Annotated in this window: 16 protein-coding genes and 1 pseudogene; 11 read left to right on the forward strand and 6 right to left on the reverse strand. The window is 65.0% G+C overall.

Annotated features, from left to right (window positions below; translation table 11 throughout):
* Window positions 1–561: 561 nt before the first annotated feature.
* A complete protein-coding gene (locus KDW96_RS14060; protein WP_255836879.1) occupies window positions 562–2235 on the forward strand; it encodes a BCCT family transporter in 1674 nt (557 codons plus the stop codon).
* 61 nt (window positions 2236–2296) lie between these two features.
* Here KDW96_RS14060 and KDW96_RS14065 read toward each other — a convergent pair whose 3' ends face one another.
* A complete protein-coding gene (locus KDW96_RS14065) occupies window positions 2297–3160 on the reverse strand; it encodes a LysR family transcriptional regulator (RefSeq protein WP_255836880.1) in 864 nt (287 codons plus the stop codon).
* Window positions 3161–3319: 159 nt separating this feature from the next.
* Here KDW96_RS14065 and KDW96_RS14070 point away from each other — a divergent pair, with 159 nt between their 5' ends.
* Window positions 3320–5845: a CoA transferase gene (locus KDW96_RS14070; RefSeq protein WP_255836881.1), complete on the forward strand. Its 2526-nt coding sequence runs from the start codon at window positions 3320–3322 to the stop codon at window positions 5843–5845.
* Between the two features lie 1115 nt (window positions 5846–6960).
* On the forward strand, window positions 6961–7569 hold the full coding sequence (locus KDW96_RS14075) for a hypothetical protein (RefSeq protein WP_255836882.1): 609 nt from the start codon (window positions 6961–6963) through the stop codon (window positions 7567–7569).
* A 147-nt stretch (window positions 7570–7716) separates the two neighbouring features.
* Here the strand turns inward: KDW96_RS14075 and KDW96_RS14080 are convergent.
* Both KDW96_RS14080 and gbca read right to left on the reverse strand, forming a co-directional pair.
* A pseudogene (locus KDW96_RS14080) lies at window positions 7717–8678 on the reverse strand (IS1595 family transposase).
* Window positions 8679–8856: 178 nt separating this feature from the next.
* Complete coding sequence (gbca, locus tag KDW96_RS14085) at window positions 8857–10149, reverse strand: glycine betaine monooxygenase oxygenase subunit (RefSeq protein ID WP_255836883.1); 1293 nt, start codon at window positions 10147–10149, stop codon at window positions 8857–8859.
* 368 nt (window positions 10150–10517) lie between these two features.
* Between gbca and gbcB the strand changes: the two genes are divergently transcribed.
* The 5 genes from gbcB (at window position 10518) to KDW96_RS22275 (ending at window position 14610) form a co-directional block, all read left to right on the forward strand.
* A complete protein-coding gene (gbcB, locus tag KDW96_RS14090; RefSeq protein ID WP_255836884.1) occupies window positions 10518–11621 on the forward strand; it encodes a glycine betaine monooxygenase reductase subunit in 1104 nt (367 codons plus the stop codon).
* A gap of 327 nt (window positions 11622–11948) precedes the next feature.
* Window positions 11949–12557 carry a glutathione transferase GstA gene (gene gstA / locus KDW96_RS14095; protein ID WP_255836885.1) on the forward strand — a complete coding sequence of 203 codons (609 nt, stop codon included), beginning with the start codon at window positions 11949–11951 and terminating at the stop codon, window positions 12555–12557.
* Between the two features lie 102 nt (window positions 12558–12659).
* Complete coding sequence (locus tag KDW96_RS14100) at window positions 12660–13886, forward strand: hypothetical protein (RefSeq protein ID WP_255836886.1); 1227 nt, start codon at window positions 12660–12662, stop codon at window positions 13884–13886.
* Window positions 13887–14073: 187 nt separating this feature from the next.
* Complete coding sequence (locus KDW96_RS22270; protein WP_370295076.1) at window positions 14074–14247, forward strand: dihydrofolate reductase family protein; 174 nt, start codon at window positions 14074–14076, stop codon at window positions 14245–14247.
* Window positions 14248–14610 (forward strand): dihydrofolate reductase family protein, encoded by a 363-nt coding sequence (locus KDW96_RS22275; RefSeq protein WP_370295078.1) that lies wholly within the window; start codon window positions 14248–14250, stop codon window positions 14608–14610. It begins immediately after the preceding gene.
* A 261-nt stretch (window positions 14611–14871) separates the two neighbouring features.
* Here KDW96_RS22275 and KDW96_RS14110 read toward each other — a convergent pair whose 3' ends face one another.
* Window positions 14872–15792: a LysR family transcriptional regulator gene (locus KDW96_RS14110; RefSeq protein WP_255836887.1), complete on the reverse strand. Its 921-nt coding sequence runs from the start codon at window positions 15790–15792 to the stop codon at window positions 14872–14874.
* Window positions 15793–15918: 126 nt separating this feature from the next.
* On the opposite strand from KDW96_RS14110, the gene KDW96_RS14115 reads away from it, so the two are divergent.
* The 3 genes from KDW96_RS14115 (at window position 15919) to KDW96_RS14125 (ending at window position 17680) form a co-directional block, all read left to right on the forward strand.
* Window positions 15919–16593, forward strand: a complete 675-nt coding sequence (locus KDW96_RS14115) for a type 1 glutamine amidotransferase domain-containing protein (protein WP_255836888.1) — start codon at window positions 15919–15921, stop codon at window positions 16591–16593.
* Window positions 16594–16751: 158 nt separating this feature from the next.
* A complete protein-coding gene (locus KDW96_RS14120) occupies window positions 16752–17171 on the forward strand; it encodes a VOC family protein (protein ID WP_255836889.1) in 420 nt (139 codons plus the stop codon).
* A 164-nt stretch (window positions 17172–17335) separates the two neighbouring features.
* Window positions 17336–17680 carry a hypothetical protein gene (locus KDW96_RS14125; RefSeq protein WP_255836890.1) on the forward strand — a complete coding sequence of 115 codons (345 nt, stop codon included), beginning with the start codon at window positions 17336–17338 and terminating at the stop codon, window positions 17678–17680.
* Between the two features lie 371 nt (window positions 17681–18051).
* Here the strand turns inward: KDW96_RS14125 and fusA are convergent, their stop codons facing one another.
* Together fusA and KDW96_RS14135 are read right to left on the reverse strand one after the other, a co-directional pair.
* Complete coding sequence (gene fusA / locus KDW96_RS14130) at window positions 18052–20097, reverse strand: elongation factor G (protein ID WP_255836891.1); 2046 nt, start codon at window positions 20095–20097, stop codon at window positions 18052–18054.
* A 72-nt stretch (window positions 20098–20169) separates the two neighbouring features.
* The gene (locus KDW96_RS14135; protein WP_255836892.1) at window positions 20170–20769 is read right to left on the reverse strand and encodes a pyridoxine/pyridoxamine 5'-phosphate oxidase; all 600 of its coding nucleotides are present in this window, start codon (window positions 20767–20769) and stop codon (window positions 20170–20172) included.
* Between the last annotated feature and the right edge of the window lie 820 nt (window positions 20770–21589).

Below are 21589 nucleotides of genomic sequence, written 5' to 3' on the forward strand. Positions count from 1 at the left end.
GCCGTTGCACCTCGGCTGGGCATGCAGCTGTGGTGCACCGATAGCCGCCACAGCCTGAAGTCGGGCACCGCAGTGGTGCGCGGTACTGCAAGCACGGCTATTTCGATGGCGGCGAGGCGCTGTCGTGCGTTGAAGTTTTGCTGTTCCTGTTGCGCTGTCCGAGGTTCTGATGACGACTTCTTTTGTGCATAGAGCTTTCGGCATCCTGTGTTTCAGGGAAACCGCGTACAGACCAAGCAGGATCAGGGGTCGATTTTATTCTGTGCGGCGGTTTTCTAACCTCTCAACGTGCCTGTCTTGTTCTTTCTCCAGCGAAACTTCGTCTGGCCCAAAAGTTGCTAAAACCCTAAGCCTTTCAGGCGTTTATCGCACGATAAACAGCCGCGCGATGCCCGTGGATAATGGCTTGTTGCCGCAGATATTGAATGACTTGTGCGGCAACAGGCCTGAGGCCAGGAGGTTGCACCGTGGCATGAAAGGTTGCTTCGTTTCGCGCAAGCAACCGCGGCATGAATGGCAATTACCGCAACTAGCTACGGCCCCTCCTGGGAGAGTGAGTCAATGTCGAGAGTCAAAGAGCAGTTCGGTGGCGCCCCTGGCACTACCGTGTTCAAAGAGGAGTTGCTGAGTCAATCAGGGCTCTTCAAAGGCATGCACAAGGGCATGACCATCGCTTCGGCGGCCATGATACTGGCCTTCGTGTTGTTTGCTGGAACCACGTCCGAGCTGGCCGGCTCGCTGTTCGGCGCCATGCGCAGCTGGATTGAAAGTGTCTTCGGCTGGTACTACCTGGTGGTGATGGGGTTCTTCATCGCAGTCTGCGTCGTGCTGGTGTTCACCCGCTACGGCAGCGTGCGCCTGGGTGACGACGACAGTCGGCCGGACTTCAGCAACCTGGCCTGGTTCGCCATGCTGTTTTCCGCCGGAATCGGCATCGGCATCCTGTTCTTCGGCGTGGCCGAGCCGATCTTCTACCTGGATAACAGCGGCGCCTTCGGCTATCCGAACAACCCCTACGCCGACATGGCCGGGGCCTCCGCCGTGGGCCATGCCCGGGCGGTGGAAGCGCTGCGGGTCACCTACTTCCACTGGGGCTTCCACGGCTGGGCGGGGTACGCCATCGTCGGCCTGTCGCTGGCCTATTTCGCCTACCGCAAAAAGCTGCCGCTGGCCCTGCGCTCGGCGCTGCATCCGTTCATCGGCGACCGCATCTATGGCCCGATCGGCCACATCGTCGACATGATCGGCGTGCTGGGCTGCGTCTTCGGTGTCGCCACCTCCCTGGGCCTGGGCGTCAACCAGATGGCTGTGGGGCTGGAACGCCTGGTCGGCGTCGATCCGGGTACCACTACCCAACTGGTGCTGATCGGCCTGATCTCCATCGTCTCGATCCTGTCGGCGCTTTCCGGCGTGGGGCGTGGCATCAAGATCATCTCCGAGTGGAACATCATCATCTCCGCCTTGGTCGTGGCCTTCTTCCTCTTCGGCGGGCCGACCGCCTGGCTGCTGAGCATGTTCGGCGAGTCGCTGGGGAGCTACCTGGTCAACTTCCTGCCGATGGGCCTGTGGTTCCCCGAGGAAGAGGGCCCCGCGGCCTGGCAGAACGGCTGGACCGTGTTCTACTGGGGCTGGTGGCTGTCGTGGGCGCCGTTCGTGGGTCTGTTCATCGCCCGTATCTCCCGCGGCCGTACCCTGCGTGAGTTCGTCATCGGCGTGCTCTGCGTGCCGACCTTCATCATCTTCGTCTGGATGGGCATCTTCGGCGGCTCGGCGCTGTATCAGGAGCTGAACGCCGCCGGCGGAGCCGGCACCGGGGAACTGGTCAGGCTGGTCACCGAGTGGAACCTGCCGGCCGCGCTGTTCACCGCCGCCGACGGCGTCGCCGGTACCGGCGTGGTGGGCTGGTTGCTCTCGGCCATGCTGGTGTTCCTGCTGCTCAGCTGGTTCGTCACCTCGTCCGACTCCGGCACCCTCGTGCTGACCACCATCCTGTCCCTGGGTAACGAGGAACCGCCGAAGCTGTTCCGCATTTTCTGGGGCAGCGTGATCGGTAGCGTCGCCGCAGTTCTGCTGGTTGCCGGTGGCCTCAACGCGCTGCAGACGGTCAATATCGCCGCCGCGCTGCCGGTCAGTGTGGTGATCCTGCTGATGACCCTGGGTGTGCTCAAATCGCTGATCATGGACTCGAGCGAAGTCAGCGAATCCCCGGCGCTGCCTCAGTTGGATAACGGCTAAGCGCGGGCTAGTTGACTGATCGTTCCGCCGCAGGGGCCGCCTCAGGGCGGCCCTTGTCCTTTCAGTGCGGCGGATGGGCGGAGTCGATGACCTCGGCCAGGGTGTCGAGGGCCAGTTGCAGCAGGGCGGCGTCCAGGGCATCGCGGGCGTAGGTCACGAAGATCGGGCGCTTGAACTCCGGTGCGTCCTCCACCCGGGTCAGGGTTCCGCTTTTCAGCAGGGCGCTCACCTGACGCTCCGGCAGATAGGCGGCGCCGCCGTTTTCCAGTAGCCAGGGCAGGCCGGGCCCGGCGAAGCCGCAGCTCAGCCGGCCGCTCTGCAGCTGCGGCAGGCGCTCGGAATGGGCGGCGTTGTAACCCCAGCCCCAGTCGATGTACAGGTAGTTGTCCGCAGACACCTGGGCCAGCGCCGTGGCGCCGTTGGCGACCATCAGCAGGCGGTCCTCGCCGGCCTGCTCGACCACCAGGCCGGCGGTGGTGTCGGCGACGAAGATCAGGCCGATATCCACCGCCCCGGCCGACACCTGGCGGACGATCTCGCTGGAGTAGTCCGCCTCCAGATGGAGGATCAGCCCGGGGTCCTGGCGGTTCAGCGCGCTGCCCCACTTGAACAGCAGGTCCGTGGCCAGGCTCGGGTGGGCGCCGAGACGCAGCCAGCGGGCATTGCCTTCGCGCGGCACCAGTTCGCGCTTGGCCCGTTGCCAGCGCTGCTGCAGGGCCATCGCGTGCTGATAGAACTGGCGCCCGGCGGGGGTCAGGTCCATGCCTTCGTTGCTGCGCCGGAACAGTTGCTGGTTCAGCTGCTCCTCGAGCTGCTTGATGCGCGCGCTGACCGCCGACTTGGTCAGGCACAGCTGCTCGGCGCACAGGCTCAAGCGCTTGAGGTCGGCCAGGGTGAGGAAGGTCTTGATTGCTTGCAGGTCCATCGCGGTCCCCGGCGTTGATTAGCAGAGGGCCGTGACTGGGGCGCGGGTGCCCCGTACAAAAAAATCGAACGGCCAGTGCGAAACTATCCGATATGCGCCGGGGCGGCAATTTCCTAGGCTCGCTGCTGATTCCATTTCGATCCCAAGGCGGCAGGTACCATGCAAACCAACAGACAGCGTCCATTGAGCGGATACCGGGTAGTCGATTTCGGCCAGTACATTGCCGGCCCGGCGGTGGCGATGATGCTGGCCGACCAGGGTGCCGCAGTGATCCATATCGACCCGCCCCAGGGGCCGCGCTGGGACAACCCCGCCGACGCCATCCTCAACCGCGGCAAGCAGCGCATCAGCCTCGATCTGCACAGTGAGGCGGACCTGCAGCTGGCGATCGACCTGGTCCGGCATGCCGACGTGCTGGTGGAGAACTTCCGCCCCGGTGTGATGGAGCGCCTGGGCCTGGGCGCCGAGGCGATGCGCGCGCTGAACCCGGCGCTGGTCTACCTGTCCCTGCCGGGCTTCTCCGAGAAGGATGAGGACTATGCGCACCTGCCGGCCTGGGAAGGCATCATCGCCGCGGCGGTGGGGCAGTTCACCGACATGGGCCTGAGCCGGGTGCTGATGGGCATCACCCCGTCGTTTTCGCCCTTGCCCCTGGCCTCGGCCTACGCCTCGGTGCTGGGCGCCACCTCGGTGACCCTGGCGCTTTTCGCGCGGGTCAAGAGCGGGCAGGGCGAGCGCATCGAGGTGCCCATCGCCGCGGCGCTGATGGAGGGCCTGGCCTACAACTCCATGCACATCGAGGGGCTGTCGGAGCGCTACAAGTCGCTGCGCGAGCGCGAGATCGAGCGCCGGCGCACCAACGGCCTGCCGCTGAATCTGCAGTATGCCGACCTGCAGGAGTTTCTCGATCCCTTCTATCGCACCTACGTCTGCCAGGACGGCCGGCCCTTCTATGCGGTCAACTGCTCCCATACCCGCCACCCCATCGCCTGCCTGAAGGTGCTGGGCCTGTGGGACGAGCTCGCTGGTCTGGGGATTCCGACCCACAGTCCCTACCTGGACGTGGCGGACTGGCCCGAGGGCGCCGAGTGCACCCTGCTGTCCTACCCGCTGTCGCGGGCGTGGGCGGACCTGGTTTCCGAGAAGATGAAGGCGGCGTTCCTGAGCAAGCCGGCCTACGAATGGCAGCGCCTGTTCGGCGAGGCCGGGGTGCCGGGCTGTGCTCACCAGCTGAGCGCTGAGTGGCTGGCCAGCGAGCACGCCTTGCAGTCGAGCAGCGTGCTCGAGGTTGACGACCCGCGTTATGGCCTCATGCGCCAGCTGGGCAACATCTGCTGGCTGCAGGGTGACGACGCGGTGGTCGACAAGCAGCCGGCCCAGGTGCCGCATCAGGATCGCACGACGGTGCTGCAGCTGTTGGAGAGCTGGCGCGATCGCCCGGCCTGCCTGCCGCAGATCGACCCCGAAGCCCCGGCCAAGGGCTGGCTGGACGGCGTCAGGATACTCGACCTGACCAATGTCATCGCCGGACCCACCATCGCCTGCACCCTGGCCCGCTTCGGCGCCGAGGTGATCAGCATCGACCCGCCGCAGCCGGCACTGGACCCCTGGAACACCACGGTGTTCGGCATGCAGGCCAACCAGGGCAAGCGCAGTGTGCTGCTCGACCTGAAGAGTGCCCAGGGCCAGGCATTGCTGGACAAGCTGCTGCCGCAGGTGGATGTGATCACCATCAATGCCAGCGATGCCCAGTTGGATCGCCTGGGACTGTCCGCCGAGCGCCTGCAGCGCCTCAACCCCGAGCTGATCCTCTGTCAGTTCGACGCCTTCGGTGGGCCCACGGCGGGGCCGCGCAGCAACTACCCGGGCTACGACGACCTGGTGCAGGCGACCACCGGCATCATGGCGCGCTTCGGCGGCGGCCTGGAGACCCCGGAGGAACATGCCCATTTCGGCACCATCGACGTGCTGGGCGGCTATTGCGCCGCCCAGGCCATCGGCGTCGCGCTCGTCAGGCGCGCCCATGGCCACGGTGGCGCAGTGGCGCGCAGCTCGCTGGTGGCGGCGGGGCAACTGATTCAGGTGCCGTTCATGTACGACTACGCCGGACGGGGGGCCTTCGATGAACCGAGCGGCCGCGAGGTGAAGGGCGCCCACGCCTTCTACCGCTGCTACCAGGCGCTGGACGGCTGGCTGTTCCTGGCGCTGGATCGCCAGCGTCAGATGGCCGACCTGGGGCGCGTGTTGCAGCTGCCCGAGCTGGAAAGCGCCGACGACAAGGCGGCCGAGCAGTGCCTCGAGACGCTGTTCAGGAGCCAGACGATGGGCCATTGGCAGACCCTGCTGGCGCCGGTGGATATCGGTTGTCAGCCCCTGGGGCGCATGAGCCAGTTGCGCGAGTCGTCGTTGATGAACGAGGCCACCGGCATCGATCTGAATGGGCCGAAGACCGTGGCCTTTATCGAATACCCCGATCATCCCTGTGGCCACCGGGTGGAGCTGATCGCGCCCAACTCGATTCGCCTGCAACGGGCGTCGGTACGGTTGCCCGGCAAGATGGTGAAATACGGCCACGATACCCGCGCCGTGCTGGGGCAGCTGGGCTGCACGCCGAATCAGATCGAGCAGATGATCGAACAGGGTGTGGCCGCGCACCAGTGGGCGGAGCGCTACCTGCCGAGCTGATCGCGCCGCGGCGTGTGGCCAGGTCGAGGTCTCATTGCGCGCAGCACTTCGGTGCCTGCGGGCAATGGGCCTGCTGACGGGGTCGGGGAGGGGAAGTGCGCTGCGCTGTGGCAGAGGGGCATGCACAAAGCACGAAGGGGAGCCTAGGCTCCCCTTCAAACTATTGCGGTGTGCTTTGTTTTTCTTGTTGAACGGTTGTTGTTCTTGTTCTCGTTCCAAGCCGTCTTGTCCGATCCCATAGGGGGGATCAAGGGCAAACGTATTTTTTTGGATGCTGGCAGCGTCTTGTCACCAGGTGATCCGACCCGAGCGGCGGGCTACCTTGAGGTAGTTTTATTCTTATCGCCTAGGTCGCGGGGCTGACCCCGAAACGCACACCCTTTCCAAAAAAATCTGTTTGCGACTCTTCTGTCCTGTTGTTTTTGTTGTCGCAGAGCCGAGACGTTTTTCTTTTTGCTTTATTGTTTTTGTGCGACTAGAGAAAGCATTTGCCGTGCCAGTATTTTTTTATCGTTATAAAACAGTAACTTGATGATTTGCTGCGGCGCGATGGGCAAAGTCCTGGGCTCGATTTTGTGGTGCTACTACCCGGTTCTGTTACCCAGGCAGGCCTGGGGTAACACATGGACGGACGAGATTGTTCGCCTGCCTGCAGCCAGAGCGGTCGGCTCGGGGGCTAGCAGAGCATGGAGAAAACGGAACCATTACCATTCGTCGCGAGCTGGTTAAATTTTGTTCAATTCGTGGGCTTTATCCGCATAATGCGCGGCAAGTGAGCGCGGCGACCCGCTGATTTCACTATTACCCAACGCAGGAGAATTCCCCGCATGCGTCAGCCATGTGCCGAGAGTTTTTGCTTCGAAAGCGGTAAGCGAATGCGCCCGCATTCATCCGTCGGTCCAGCCGTCCGGTCTGCCGATCCCCTCTTCCATGGCGCGGCCGCCGCTCGGTAGCTGCCTCGTCGCCCCTCGTTCATTGAGCTAACCCGCTCGAATCCACCAGCTTGTGCTGGGGCTTCGCTTCGACTCTATTTCTCAAATGAGGCATCTGCATCTATGGAACCAAGCTTCCTCCTTTCGCTTTTCGGTCAGTCAGCGGCAATGGAGTTCCTGCGTATGGGCACGGTATACGGCCATCTGATCGCCTGCTGCGTGGCCATCGGCCTGGTGCTGACCAGCGATGTGGCCATGGTCCGCGAGCTCATAAAGGGTGATAAGGCCCACCTGCAAGATGCCCGGCATATGGAGAGCCTGCAGAGGTCGGTGTCCTGGGCGCTCGGGGTGCTGTGGGTAACCGGGTTGGCGATCATCTGGATCGATGTCACCGAGAAGGGCCTGTCCTACCTGCTGAATCCGAAGCTGCAGGCCAAGGTCGCCATTGTCACCCTGCTGACCTTCAACGGCGTCCTGCTCCATCGCCTGGTGCTGCCGGCGCTGCAGAAGGCCGGTTCGCTGCTGGCGCTGCGATTCAACATGCGCATGTTCGCGCTGTTTGCCGGCGCCTTGTCGGGGGTCTCCTGGTTCTATGCCGCCATGCTCGGGGTCGGCCGGCCGCTGTCCTGGAAGTATTCGTTGGCGGAGATCCTGGCCGCCTATCCGGTGCTGATCGTCGGCGGCTTCGCGATGATGGTGGCGCTGACCTGCTGGGCCAAGGCGCGCGAGGAAAAGACCGAGGCCGACGTGTTCGTTCCGCTGGTGCGAAACCCGGCGCTTGCCGCCTGGTAAGGGATCGGGTACGGCCCCGGACCATCAGGCGATGGCGCCAAGCAAGACCCCGCCTGATGGTGGGGTCTTTGCGTTTGGGCGGATGGCAGCGTTTGCCGGCGTATCGCCGGGCGGCGGCAGGCGGCCGGGCGAGCGGGATAGAAAAGGCTATGTACAAATAGCCTGCTGCAGGGTTTTGCCAACCGCCTCCTGAATGCAGTGAGCCGGCCGAATATTTCGCTGATAGCGCGCTAGCATGCGGCGCCAGCCCAGGTAATTCGGGAGTTGGCGGGTGGCCACGCCATGAAAGCGAGCCATCCAGCTCGTCAGGCGGCAGTGGTAGGCGTTGACGTCCTGGATATGGAAAGCGCCTTGGCGTACGCGCTGACCGGGCGGGCATGCACGACCTGATGGGTGGTGCCCTGTGTCCGGGCAAAACGGGCATAGACCGCCGCCCCGTCACTGCAGAGCACGGCCTCCCGGTCGATCAGCGGCATCAACGCCTCTCGCACATGATTGGCATCGAGCCTGGCCGACTTGAAGTCAGCGGTGTGGCCCTTGCGGTCGCGTACCACCATTATCGGTGTTTGGTCTTTCCCCGTGCCGCGGGTCAGGCTGGCCCGGCCTTGTCTACGGGCAGGCCGCGACTAACGTAGCTGATCGTTCAAGGGTTCCAGAAAGAACGTCTCATCCGCTTCAACACCCCCTGCCTCATGCGTGACGTGATGTTCAGCGGCTGCCGCCAGGAAACGGTGCCTCCAGAGCAGAGCAGTGTTCTTGCTGATGCCGCATGCCTGGGCCGCCTTGCGCACGCTAAGGCCATCGATCAGTGCTTGGGTAAAGTCTTTCCAGCGTTCGGGGTAGTGCAGGCGGGCAAGGCCTGTGGCCGACAGCGCGGTGCATGTCCGTCGACAGCTGCGGCAGCGATAGCGGCGCAGGCCTCTTGACCAGCCCCAGGGCGAAAGCTGCTTCGCGCTGGTCTGGCAATGCGGACAACGCTGCAGTGCCGGCAGGCAATCGAGCACTTCTGTCGCCGGCGGGTTCTGCAGTGCTCGATGAAGGGTGGAATGCTGCTGGGTGCTGAGCTGGCTCAATTGAGCCAGCCAGTGGTGAAAGGCTTGAGTATCCATGATCGACGGACCTCCTGACTGGATGCCTGCCGTTTAGATTAGTACTCGCAACACATCGTTGGTACATAGCCATAAAAAAACCCTCCAAGGCCTGGGGCCCGGAGGGTTGGGAAGTGCCCGTCAGGGCCTCAGTGTGCAGCCAGTTGCGGCGGGCGACCAACCCGCCGGTGAAGCTCGGTTACTCGGCAGGGACGCCCTTCAGGTAGGGGGCTGGCTCTGCGCCGAGGTTGTTCAGCATGCGCTCGCTGTACCAGTCGAGGAAGTTGACCACGCCAAACTCGTAAGTCTTGGAGTAGGGGCCCGGCTGGTAGGCGGTGGAGTTGATGCCGCGCTGGTTCTCTTCGCCCAGGCGACGGTCCTGGTCGTTGGTGGCGTCCCAGACCTGGCGCAGGCGCTCGACGTCGTAGTCGACACCTTCCACAGCGTCCTTGTGCACCAGCCACTTGGTGACGACGATCGTCTCCTGGGCGCTGACCGGCCACACGGTGAAGTTGATGATGTGGTCACCCATGCAGTGGTTCCACGAGTGCGGCAGGTGCAGGATGCGCATGGAGCCCAGGTCCGGGTTCTGGATGCGGCCCATCAGTTTTTTGCTGCCCTGCTTGCCGTCCATGGTCATGGACACGGTGCCCTTGAGCAGCGGCATGCGCACGATGCGGTTGCGCAGGCCGTAACCGGCGTGCAGATAAGGGATCTTCTCGGCTTCCCACTTGGCGGCGGAATCGGCCACGTGGTCCTTGAAGGCCTGGTCGGCGCGCGGGTCGTTGGTGTCGTCCCACTCCAGCAGGCTGTTGAGCAGTTCCGGGTGCGAACCGCTGCAGTGGTAGCACTCGCGGTTGTTTTCCAGCACCAGCTTCCAGTTGGCCTTCTCGTGCATGGTGCTCTGCACCGCGACCTTGGCGTTCTCCATGTCGTAGGGCTCCATGTAGTGGGCCAGACCGGAGAGGAACTCGTCGATAGCGGGCGGGTTCTCCGCCAGGGAGATGAAGATGAAGCCGCCGGCGGTCTTGCAGTGCACCGGCTTGAGGCCGTACTGCTTCATGTCGAAGTCGGCGCCCATCTCGGTGCCGGCGAACAGCAGACGGCCGTCCAGCTCGTAGGTCCACTGGTGGTAAGGGCAGACCAGTTTGGCGACCTTGCCCTTGTCGCTGGTGCACAGGCGCGAGCCGCGGTGGCGGCAGACGTTGTGGAAAGCGTGCACGACGCCTTCGGCGCCACGGATGACGAGGATCGGGTTATCGCCCAGCTGCAGGGTCAGGAAGTTGCCCTTGGCCGGGATCTCGCAGGTCATGCCGGCGATCAGCCATTCCTTGTGGAAGATCTCCTGCATGTCGACCTTGAACAGGCGCTCGTCGTTGTAGAACGGTTGCGGCAGCGAGAAGGTGCGCTCGCGGCTGTGCAGCATCTCGGCGGTGGCCTTGCGTGCGGGCTCTAGTGGATCGCCCAGGCTCAGAGTGGAAGTGACGTCCATCGGTAACTCCTCAGTGGCGGAAGCATTCGCTGCCTGCGCCGGAAAAAGTGGCTGTTTCGGTTGCTACGCAAGGCGGCGTGGCACCCCTCAATTATCGCCTGCCGAGTGGCGTTTTGCTGCGCGCAAATAAAGGGGGCGTGCGCTCTTATCCATTTGCTTCGGCTGGAATTGAGTTTGGATGGCGGCGCTAAGCTAACCTTATCCATGGGCGACATGGCGGCATCCGTTTCCGACGCTGCAAACCGCGTGTTCTGCGGCAGGTCGCGATAAGTATGTGAGTGTCGCTGACAGGTAAGTGGCGGGGGCGGTCGTTACGCACAATCCGCCGCATATTAGGCCGATGTCCGGCCGTGCGCGGAGAGACGTCCATGACGACGAACGACTTCCTCAATCCGGTTACCACCCAGACCTGGAGCAACGGCCGCCATCTGGTGCGCTGCGTCAAGATCATCCAGGAAACCTGGGATGTGCGCACCTTCTGCTTCATGGCCGAACAGCCGGTGCTGTTCTTCTTCAAGCCCGGGCAATTCGTGACCCTGGAGCTGGAGATCGAAGGCCAGCCGATCATGCGCTCCTACACCATTTCCAGCTCGCCCTCGGTGCCGTACAGCTTCTCGGTGACCATCAAGCGGGTGCCGGGCGGCAAGGTGTCCAACTGGCTGCACGACAACCTCAAGGAAGGCGATGAGTTGCCGGTGCACGGTCCGGTCGGCCTGTTCAACGCCATGGACTTCCCGTCGGACAAGGTCCTGTACCTGAGTGGCGGCGTCGGCATCACCCCGGTGATGTCCATGGCCCGTTGGTTCTACGACACCAACGCCAATGTCGACATGGTCTTCGTGCACAGCGCACGCACGCCCAAGGACATCATCTACCACCGCGAGCTGGAGCACATGGCGGCGCGGATCAACAACTTCGCCCTGCACGTGATCTGCGAGAAGCACGGTCTGGGTGAGGCCTGGGCCGGCTACCGTGGTTACCTCAACCAGAAGATGCTGGAACTGATCGCCCCGGACTTCATGGATCGGGAAATCTTCTGCTGCGGTCCGACCCCCTACATGACCGCGGTCAAGCGCCTGCTCGAGAGCAATGGCTTCGACATGAAGCGCTATCACGAAGAGTCGTTCGGCGCCACGCCGGCCGATGTCCGTGAAGAGGTCAAGGAGCTGGCTGCCGAGGCCGCCGAGGCGCCGCCGGTGCCGCTGGCGGACCAGCACCAGGTGGAGTTCGTGGCCACCGGCAAGAGCATCCGCATCGATCCGGGCGAGACCGTGCACGCGGCCGCCTCCAAGCTCGGCCTGCATATTCCCAAGGCTTGCGGTATGGGCATCTGCGGCACCTGCAAGGTGATGAAGACCTCGGGTGAGGTGACCATGGAGCACAACGGCGGTATCACCGACGAAGACGTCGCCGAAGGCTTCATCCTGTCCTGCTGCAGCGTGCCCCAGGGCGACGTGGTCATCGACTACTAAGGCGCTCGCCAGCGCTTTGCCGGACTCCCGGCAAAGCGCGCCCTGCCTGCGCCACATCGGTCCCGATGTGGCGCTCAAAACCTCCTGCTCTCTCAGCACCCGCCGGGCCGTTCGCGTGCCTGGCCGGCGTGCTTGTGCGGCCTTGGCTGGCCTTGCCGTCTCGGCCTACTCATCGTCCCGGGCGCCCAGCCAGAAGCACTATGCTTGTCGGTGACGGCCTGCCGGTCGTGCGCGGCCGGCAGTTTCCGCCCGTCTGACTTCGCCGCCCAAGACGATCATGCGCCGTCGCGCTGTTCGCCTCGCCACCGCCACTCAGGAGCGTGCGCCATGAAACTCTACTACTACCCGGGAGCCTGTTCGCTCGCCGTGCATATCATCCTGCAGGAGACCGGCCTGCCCTTCGTGCTCGAACGGGTCGACCTGGCTAACCATGAGACCGAGCAGGGCGGTGACTACTACCGGATCAACCCCAAGGGCTCGGTGCCCACGCTGGAACTGGACGACGGCACCCTGCTGACCGAAGGGCCGGTGATCAACCAGTACCTGTGCGACCTGGCCGGGCGCATCGACCTGATGCCGGAGGCCGGCAGCATGCCGCGCTACCGCGTCATGGAGTGGCAGAACTACATCACCTCCGAGCTGCACAAGACCGCCGGGGCGCTGTTCAACCCTGAGCTGGTCGCCGAGGCGCGCGACCAGTTCGCCGGCGCGGTGACGCAGAAGTTCGGCTGGGTCTCGCAACAGCTCAAGGATCGGCCTTACCTGACCGGCACCGGATTCACGGCCGCCGATGCCTACCTGTTCGTGATTGCCGGCTGGGCCCCGCATCTGGGCCTGGACCTGTCGGCCTGCGTGGAACTGCGGGATTTCCTCAAGCGCGTCGCCGCGCGACCGGCGGTGCAGGCGGCGCTGAAGGCCGAAGGCCTGGCGAGCTGAGGAGCCGCGGGCGGCCTATATGGACCACGGCTATTTGCCGGTAGGGGGGTTAACGCCAATCGGTCTTTTGCGGCCCGGTCACTGATCTACCCTTGAGCCCTGTTGAAGGAACACACCCGCAACACCCTCAAGGAGGACCGCACCATGCTCTCGCTCGCCCGCGCCATTGGTGCCAACGCCAGTTCCCTGGCCCAGGCCCAGACCAGCTACAAACAGAACGTGGTGGAGGTCAACACGCTGATGACCAGCGTGCTGACCTCCTGCCTGCCCACCCTCAACCAGAATCCGCCCGACTGGAACGAATTCATCAGTGCCTACGAACAGGCCAACGGCGAGGCCCTGAACTGGGTCAACTCGGTGATGGCCAGGTTGCTCGATGTGCCCCAGGAGGTGCTCGGCTACAACGCCATCATCAGCCAGGTGCTGCAGGACGCCAAGGTCCAGGCGCAGACCCTGATCGCGCAGCCGTCCAATCCGACCGCGCTGGCCATGCTCAACCAGGATCTGAACGCCCTGACCAGCCAGCTGGCCCTGGTCACCAGCTTTATCGCCGGGGCCGTCGCCGCCCTGCAGCAGAGTCGGGACAGCTTGCCGGACATGGCCGCCCAGCTGCAGACCATCGCCGACAGGTCGACCCAGGACGCCAGCGCCGATCAGGCGCAGATCGACCAGCTCAACAGCGATATCGCCGCGCTCAAGGCCGACATCAAGAGTCTCACTGCCGCCATAGTCGCACTCGGCATCGCCGACGGCGTGGCCCTCACCCTCGGGGTGGCGGCGACCATCGCGCTCTGGCCGGCAGGCGCCCTGACCTGGTTCGTGCTCGGCCCGATAGTGGCGGTGGCCACCACCTACATCGCCCTCGATGCCGAGAAGATCAAGGCCGACCAGGCGAGTATCCAGGCCAAGCTCGGGCAGATCACCGGGATTACCGCCGACGTCGCCACCCTGCATGTGCTGGCCGGCAACTTCGCCGACCTGGCCAGCCAGAGTGAAGCGGTCCAGACCAGCCTGCAGGCGATTCTCGCCGAGTGGCAAACCCTGGAAAGCGAGGTCGGCATGGCGGTCAGCGATATTCGCAGCGCCCTGGCAGACGCCAGCGGCAGCAATTTCAATGCGGTGCTCGCCGACCTGAACGACGCCATCGATGAGTGGAATGCCGCCTACGCCCAGGCCGGTTCGCTGCAGCTCGACCTGCAGGTCAACGACGCGCAGCTGGAGTACGGCATGTCCTCCGCCCAGGTGCAGACGGCCCTGGCCGCGGGGCAGACCTTTGGCCTGATCGAGTACTACAACAACGTCTCCACCCAGGCCCGCAAGGTGGCCTGAGGCGCTCCGCGAGCCGCGCCCCCGGGCGCGGCTTTTCTTTGTCCGGTCTCGGTCGACCCTTGGGCGGCTCGCCGCAGCGGCGCGCTCGCGCGCTGCTAGATTAGGGGCAGGTACCCGGCGGGGGCGCGGTCGCCACGGGCTATCCCCTGGCCCGCGCGCCGGCATGGCGGGGTACGAGGAGGCAGGGTTGAAAACATCCGTTTATATCGCCACCAGTCTCGACGGCTTCATCGCCCGCACCGACGGCGCGCTCGACTGGCTGCCGGCCGAGGGCGCCGAGGAGGGCGGCGAGGACTACGGCTACGCGGCGTTCATGGATAGCGTCGACATACTGGTGATGGGCCGCTGTACCTACCAGTAGGTGCTGACCTTCGGCGACTGGCCCTATGGCGACACCCCGGTGGTGGTGCTCAGTCGCCGCACCCTGGAGGTCCCCGCGGTGCTGGCTGCCACTGTCGAGGTCATGGCCTGTCCGCCCGTGGAATTGATCGAGCGCCTGGCGCAGCGAGGCGCCAAGCACCTGTATATCGATGGTGGGCAGACTATCCAGGGCTTCCTGCGCGCCGGGCTGATACAGCAGTTGATCATCACCCGGGTACCGATCCTCATCGGTAGCGGCATTCCGCTGTTCGGCGCGCTGTTGCACGACATCCGCTGGCGCCACATGGCCACCCAAACCTTTGCCAATGGCCTGGTGCAGAGTCGCTATGAACGGATCGGCTGACCCGATGGGCGCAGCCCGCCGCTGAGCGATAAACGTACAAGGGCTGGCAACCTGCGCCGTACCTGGCGTAGCGCGCCATGGGCACAGTTTATCCACAGCCCTGCCCACAGATACTGTGCCTAAGTAATAGGTTATCTAGTTGAAATTGCACGAAAAATAGCCTTTCGCCGGGAGGCCTCTGGGCGCCGGGGCTGGCGCCACATCTGCACAGCTTATCCACAGCGCCATCCACCAGAAACTGGGATAGCCGGGCCGTTCCGCTCAGCGTCGATCGAGGACTGCGGCAACCTGCTGGATCTGCTGGCGCAACCAGCTGCGCAGGCGGTCGGCGTCCGTGCGCGCATGCCAGATCTGCATCACCTCGATCCGGGGTACCTCGAGGGGCAGGGGATGGATCACCAGGTCCGGGTCCAGGCGAGCCGCCTCTTCGGCGATCGAGCGCAGGCAGGTCAGCAGCATGTCGGTGCAGCGGATCAGGCGGCTGGGGGCGATGAAGCTGGACAGGCCGGCGGCGATTCGGCGCTGCAGGCCGCGGGCTTCCAGGGCGCGGTCGACCAGGCCATTGAGGTCGCCGGTCAGGGTGGTCAGCAGGTGCTCGCAGCGGAGGAAGGCGTCCAGGGTCAGGCTCGAGCCGATGTGGCGGTTCTGCCGCGAGGCCAACACCACGAAGTCCTCACTGAGCAGGCGCTGCTGCTTGAAGGTGTCCGGCAGGTTGGCGAAGAAGCCGGCGATGGCGATATCGCAGGTGCCTTTCTCCAGCTCATCGCGCGGCAGCAGGCCGCGGGTGTTGTGGGTCACCAGCACCAGTTCCGGTGCCTGGGCACGCAGGTGCGGCAACAGTGTTGGTAGCAGGGTCTGTTCGATGTAGTCGGTGGTGTACAGGTGAATGTGCTCGGCGCGGCTGAGGAAGTCGCGGCCTTCGCAATGGTCATAGAAGGCCTCCAGCCCGCCAACCAGGCGCTGGACCCACGGCGCCAGCTCGTGGGCCCTGGGAGTCGGCGTGAGCCCGCGCGGGGCGCGCACGAACAGCGGGTCGCCGAATTCATGGCGCAACTTGTTCAGCTTGTGGCTGAGCGCCGGCTGGCTGAGGGCCATGCGGGCGGCGGCCAGCGTGGCATTGCCCTCCTGGTAGACCACATGAAAGACCAGCAGCAGGTTGAGATCCTTGTTGACGATATTCATATTTTCGATACCAGAAATAAAACCTTTTGAATTATCGAATCATATCCCTGTCCTTAAGCTGCAGGTCTTTCGTCGCGTCGAGCGCTCATGCGCGCGACTGCGTTTTGCCCTCCAGCGGAGATGCCCATGAAGATTCTGATGATCCTGACCTCCCACGACCAGCTTGGCGACACCGGCCACAAGACCGGCTTCTGGCTGGAAGAATTCGCCGCGCCTTACTACGTGTTCAAGGACGCGGGCGCCGCGATCACCCTGGCCTCGCCCAAGGGCGGTCAGCCGCCCCTGGACCCGAACAGCAACACTTCCGACGCGCAGACACCGGCAACCGAGCGCTTCAAGCAGGACGAGGCCGCGCAGCAGGCATTGGCTAATACCCGGGTGCTCGGCAGCGTCAAGGCCGAGGACTTCGACGCGGTGTTCTACCCGGGTGGCCACGGCCCGCTCTGGGACCTGGCCGAAGACGCCACCTCGATCGGCCTGATCGAGCGGTTCCACGGCGCCGGCAAGCCGGTGGCCGCGGTCTGCCATGCGCCTGCGGTGTTCCGGCACACCAAGGGTGGTGACGGCAAACCGCTGATCAGCGGGCGTCGGGTCACGGGCTTCAGCAACAGCGAAGAGGAAGCGGTGGAGTTGACCGAAGTGGTGCCGTTCCTGCTCGAGGACATGCTCAAGCAGCAGGGCGGCGACTACTCGCGGGGCGCGGACTGGGAGAGTTATGTGGTCGAGGACGGTCTGTTGATTACCGGGCAGAACCCGGCCTCCTCGGAGGCGGCCGCCGAGGCCCTGCTCAAGCGGTTGTGATGCGTCACGCCCGCAGCGCTGGCGCGTGACCCGCGCCTGAGTTGGCCGGACAGCCTGCAGTTCGGCGAGAATGGCCGTCTGCACACATCGGCGAACCCTCGCACAAGACCGTCGCCTTGACTGGTGGCGTGCGCCGCTGATCATTTATGGAGCTTAAGATGAAATACCTGCACACCATGGTGCGCGTCACCGACCTCGAGGCGTCCCTGCGTTTCTACTGCGACGGCCTGGGCCTGCAACGGGTGCGCCAGCGCGAGTCCGAGCAGGGGCGGTTCACCCTGGTCTACCTGGCGGCCCCGGGCGACCCGAGCGCCGAGCTGGAGCTGACCTACAACTGGGATACTGAGGAGTATGGCGGCGGGCGCAACTTCGGCCACCTGGCCTACCGGGTGGACGACATCTACGCCCTGTGCCAGCACCTGATGGACCAGGGCGTGACCATCAACCGCCCGCCGCGCGACGGCTACATGGCCTTCGTGCGCTCGCCGGACAACATCTCCATCGAGCTGCTGCAGGCCGGCGATCCGCTGCCGCCGGCCGAGCCCTGGGCATCGATGGCCAACACCGGCAGCTGGTAAGCGGCGACCGTTCAGTGGCGCCAGCCGGGACCTGACCCAAGACTGGTGCCGAGCCGCACTGGCCCGGCGCTAGGGCCTTTGCGACAATCGCTGGCGGGGCTTGCCGCGGCCTCCGCCGCGGCTGGGCGAAGGCCACGTGACACAGGTGCAACGGAGGGCACGGCATGGCGCGTTTCGAGAAGTTCGACCAGGAGTTGGCCCAGGGCAGGGTATTCGCCCTGCGCCTGCTGCGATTCTTCCTCTACGCCAGCTCGGTCCTGGTGCTGGCGTTACTGCCCGGTATCGCCGGTTTCTACCTGCTCGCCGGCCTGCCGCTGGAGGTCGCCTGTCTCAGCGCGCTGTCGATTCTCGGTGGGTTGGGGCCGGTCGCCGAGGGCGGGGGCGCGGCGCTGGCCTGGTTTTCCGCTTTCTATGGGTTGTTTGCCGATACCCTGTTCCTGCTGGCGGTGGGCATCCTCCTCAGCCCGCTGATTCATCGGGTCCTGCACCGCTGGCACCTGACCGAGTGAGGGCGGCAGCAGAAAGGCCCGCTGGCTGACGATGAGCAGAAAGCGTACAGCCACCGTCAGCGCCCATTCCTGGCGGCCTGCGCGCCTTCCGACACAGCTTGTCCACAGCCCGGCCCACAGATTCTGTGCCTAAGTCACTTAGGCTAACGTGTTGAAATAGTTCAAAAAGTAATCACTTGACGGGAGGCCGCGCGGCGTCTGGGCTAGGCGCCCGTCTGCACAGTTTATCCACAGAGTCGTCCCGGCGATCTGGGGATAGGTCGGCAGATACCGACCGGCTGGCCTGTAGCCAACCTGTTCAAGGCAAGGTCATTCATCGCCTGGGCCGTTCCTCGTCGGTGCGCCCCGCCCGAATGGCGCCGGGGCAGGGCTCAGTCGTCCTCCTGCTCGGCCTTGTAGCCGGCCGCCAGGCGCTGCTGGACCTCCTGGGGCACCTGGCTGTAGTGGCTCAGCTCCAGGCTGTAGGCGCCCTGGCCGGCGGTGATCGATTTGAGCCGGCCGCCGTAGCCGTCCAGTTCGGCCAGCGGCACCTGGCCGCGAACCAGCGCCAGGCCCTGGGCCAGGGCCTCGCTGCCGAGCACCTGGCCGCGGCGGCCGACCAGGTCGGTGGTGATGTCGCCGAGCTTGGCCTCCGGGGTGGTGATCTCGATGCTGGCGACGGGCTCCAGGGCGATGCAGCGGGCCGCCCGCAGGGCGTCGAGCATGGCCTTGCGCCCGGCGGCCTGGAAGGCGATGTCCTTGGAGTCGACGGCGTGGCTCTTGCCGTCGTAGACCGTGACTCTGAGGTCGTCGACCGGGTAGCCGGCCAGCGGGCCGGCCTCCAGCACCGAACGCACGCCTTTTTCCACCGAGGGAATGAACTGCGAGGGAATCACCCCGCCTTTCACCGCGTCGACGAACTCGAAACCGGCGCCGCGGGCCAGTGGCTCGACGCGCAGAAACACCTCGCCGAACTGCCCGGCGCCGCCGGTCTGCTTCTTGTGCCGGCTGTGGCCCTCGGCCGCGCGGGTGATGGTCTCGCGGTAGGGTACGCGCGGCGGCTGGGTCTGCACCTCGACCTTGTAGCTGCTGGCCAGGCGGTCGAGCAGGTAGCGCAGGTGCAGCTCACCCATGCCGCGCAGCACCGTTTCCTGGGTGGTGGGGTGGTAGTCGAGCTTGACGCAGGGGTCTTCGGCCAGCAGGCGGTGCAGCACCTCGGCGATGCGCTGTTCGTCGCCGCGGCGCTTGGCCTCGATGGCCAGGCCCTGCATGGGCGCGGGAAAGTCCAGCGGCTTGAGGTGGATGCTGTCCTCGTCGTGAGAGTCGTGCAGCACCGCATCGTACTCCAGCTCGTCGACCTTGCTCACCGCGCCGAAATCGCCGGGCACCAGTTGGGTCACCTCGTCGTAGCGCTTGCCCTGCAGGCGCAGCAGGTGGCCGACCTTGAAGGGTTTCTTGGCCTCGCCGATGTACAGCTGCATATCGCGCTGGATCGTGCCCTGGTGCACGCGGAAGATCCCGAGCTTGCCGACGAAGGGGTCCATCACCACCTTGAATACGTGGGCCAGCACGTGGCGCTGCGGATCGGGCTTCGCGCAAAAGGGCTTGGCGGCTTCGCCTTCGCCCTTGAGGAACAGCGGCGGATTGCCTTCGGTGGGGTTGGGGGCCAGGCGCACGAGGATGTCCAGCAGGGCCTCGACCCCGGCGCCGCTGCGCGAGGAGACGAAACACAGGGGAATCAGGTGGCCCTCGCGCAGGGCCTGCTCGAACGGTGCGTGCAGCTCCTCGGGGCTGATCTCGCCTTGCTCCAGGTAGCGCGCCATCAGCGTCTCGTCGACCTCGACCACCTGGTCGATCAACGCCTGGTGGGCCTCGGCCACCGAGGAGAAGTCGGCCTCGCCATCGGGGTTGAAGAAGCAGTCGACCACCCGGCTGGCGCCGTCTGCCGGCAGGTTGAGCGGCAGCACTTCCTTGCCGAAGGCCTCGCGCAGTTCGTCGAGCAGGATCGGCAGGTCGACCCGCTCGGCATCGATCTTGTTCACCACCAGCATGCGGCACAGGCCCCGCTCGCCGGCCAGGGCCATCATCCTGCGGGTGTTCAGCTCGATACCGCTCTGTGCGTTGACCACCACCAGGGCGGTGTCGACGGCGGCCAGGGCGGCGATGGCCTGGCCGATGAAATCGGGATAGCCAGGCGTGTCGATCAGGTTGATCTCGACATCCTGGTAGCTGCAGTGGGCCAGGGCCGAGGCCAGGGAATGACGGTACTCGCGCTCCAGCGGGTCGAAGTCGCAGACCGTGTCGCCGCGCTCCAGGGTGCCCATGTTGGCGATGGTGCCGCTGCGCTGCAGCAGGGCCTCGACCAGACTGGTCTTGCCGCTGTCGGCGTGGCCGATGAGCGCAACCGTTCGAATGGCCTCTACCGGATAGTTCGCCATGAGTTCCTCCCGCGCCTGATTTGAGCAGTATAGGCAGGGCGGCGCTTGGCCGGCGCCGCGTGGGTGCCGATCTCAGGGGTTGAGGACGGCGCGGACCCACTGGCCGTTGGCCTCCTTCTGGTAGCGCAGGCGCTCGCGCAAGCGCTGCCAGCCGGTGGGCCAGAACTCGATGCGCTCGGGAAGCACGCGAAAGGCGCACCAGCTGGCCGGTCGCGGTATCGCCTCGAAGCCGGCCGCCTGTTCCAGCTGCCGCGCCTGCTGGTGCACCCTGGGCTTTCCCTTTGCCGGTTGGCCCTGGTCCGAGGCCCAGGCGCCCAGCTGGATCATCCGCGAGCACTTGCGCCAGTACTGGTCGGAAAGGTCGTCGTCCTGGGCCACCGCGCTGCCCTCGACCTGCACCTGCTCCTGCAACACCGGCCAGTAGAAGCACAGCGCCGCCTGGGGGTTGTCGCGCAGCTGCTGACCCTTGCCGCTCTCGCGGTTGGCGAAGAACAGCAGGCCGGCCTCGTCCACCGCGACTATGTAGACCGTGCGCACCGACGGCCGGGCCTGGCGGTCGGCGGTGGCGAGGGCGGCGGTGTGCGGCTCTTCCACGCCGCGGGCGGCGGCCTCATCGATCAGCCGTTGCAGGCGCTCCAGCGCCTGTGGATAGAGCTCGGTGTGGACTTTCATCTTCGGGTGTCCTGGGGAGGCAGGTCGTCACCGGTTGCGCGGGCGTACCTTGAAAGTATAGGCGGACGCCCCCGGGGCTTCGGTCGGCTCTGGTTCGTGCTCTGTAAGTGATTGAAAGTGAACAGAAACTGAACATGTAGCGGGAGGCCGCGGACGGCCTGGGTCACGGCGACTTCTGTACAGCGTCTGGACAGCTTGTGCACAGATCGATCCACCGGCTCTGTGGGTAAGGTCCCGGTGCGGCAAGGGTTCGCCGGCTGCGCCCGGCGCGACGAGGCGCCGACTGTGGGGTTGGCTAAAGGCTGAACAGCCTGCTGCAGAGCGCGCGGTGACTGGCGTCGGGGCGGCGGTCTACAGCTTATCCACAGCGCCGCGCACAGTTTCTGTGCCTAAGTCGTCGCAAAGCACTGCGACTGCGGCGAAAAAGTGTTCGAACGGCGCCGGCCCTAGTGCCTGGAGGGCCGCGAGCCGTGCTGTACAGCTTGCCCACAACTTGATCCACCGCCATTGTGGAAAAGGCCCTGGGGGGGCGCAGGCGTCACGTGCGGCAGGTCGCAGGCCACGACCTTGCAGGCCGCTCGCGTACGCCTGGGCAGAAAGTGAGCAACCTGCTGGAGCCCCGGATAAACGGTGCCTGCAGCTATCTGTCCACAGCTTGCCAACGCATCATTACACAGTATCTGTGCGTAAGCATTGTTATAAGTGCATGAAATTGCTCATAAAGTGAGCGGATGGCGGGGGCGCGCGGGGCGTCTGCCATTCAGTCGTTGCTGTACAGCTTATCCACAGCTTGATCCACTGGTGTCGTGGGTAAGTGCCC

It is taken from the genome of Pseudomonas benzenivorans, assembly GCF_024397895.1.
In the GTDB taxonomy this organism is placed as follows: domain Bacteria; phylum Pseudomonadota; class Gammaproteobacteria; order Pseudomonadales; family Pseudomonadaceae; genus Aquipseudomonas; species Aquipseudomonas benzenivorans_A.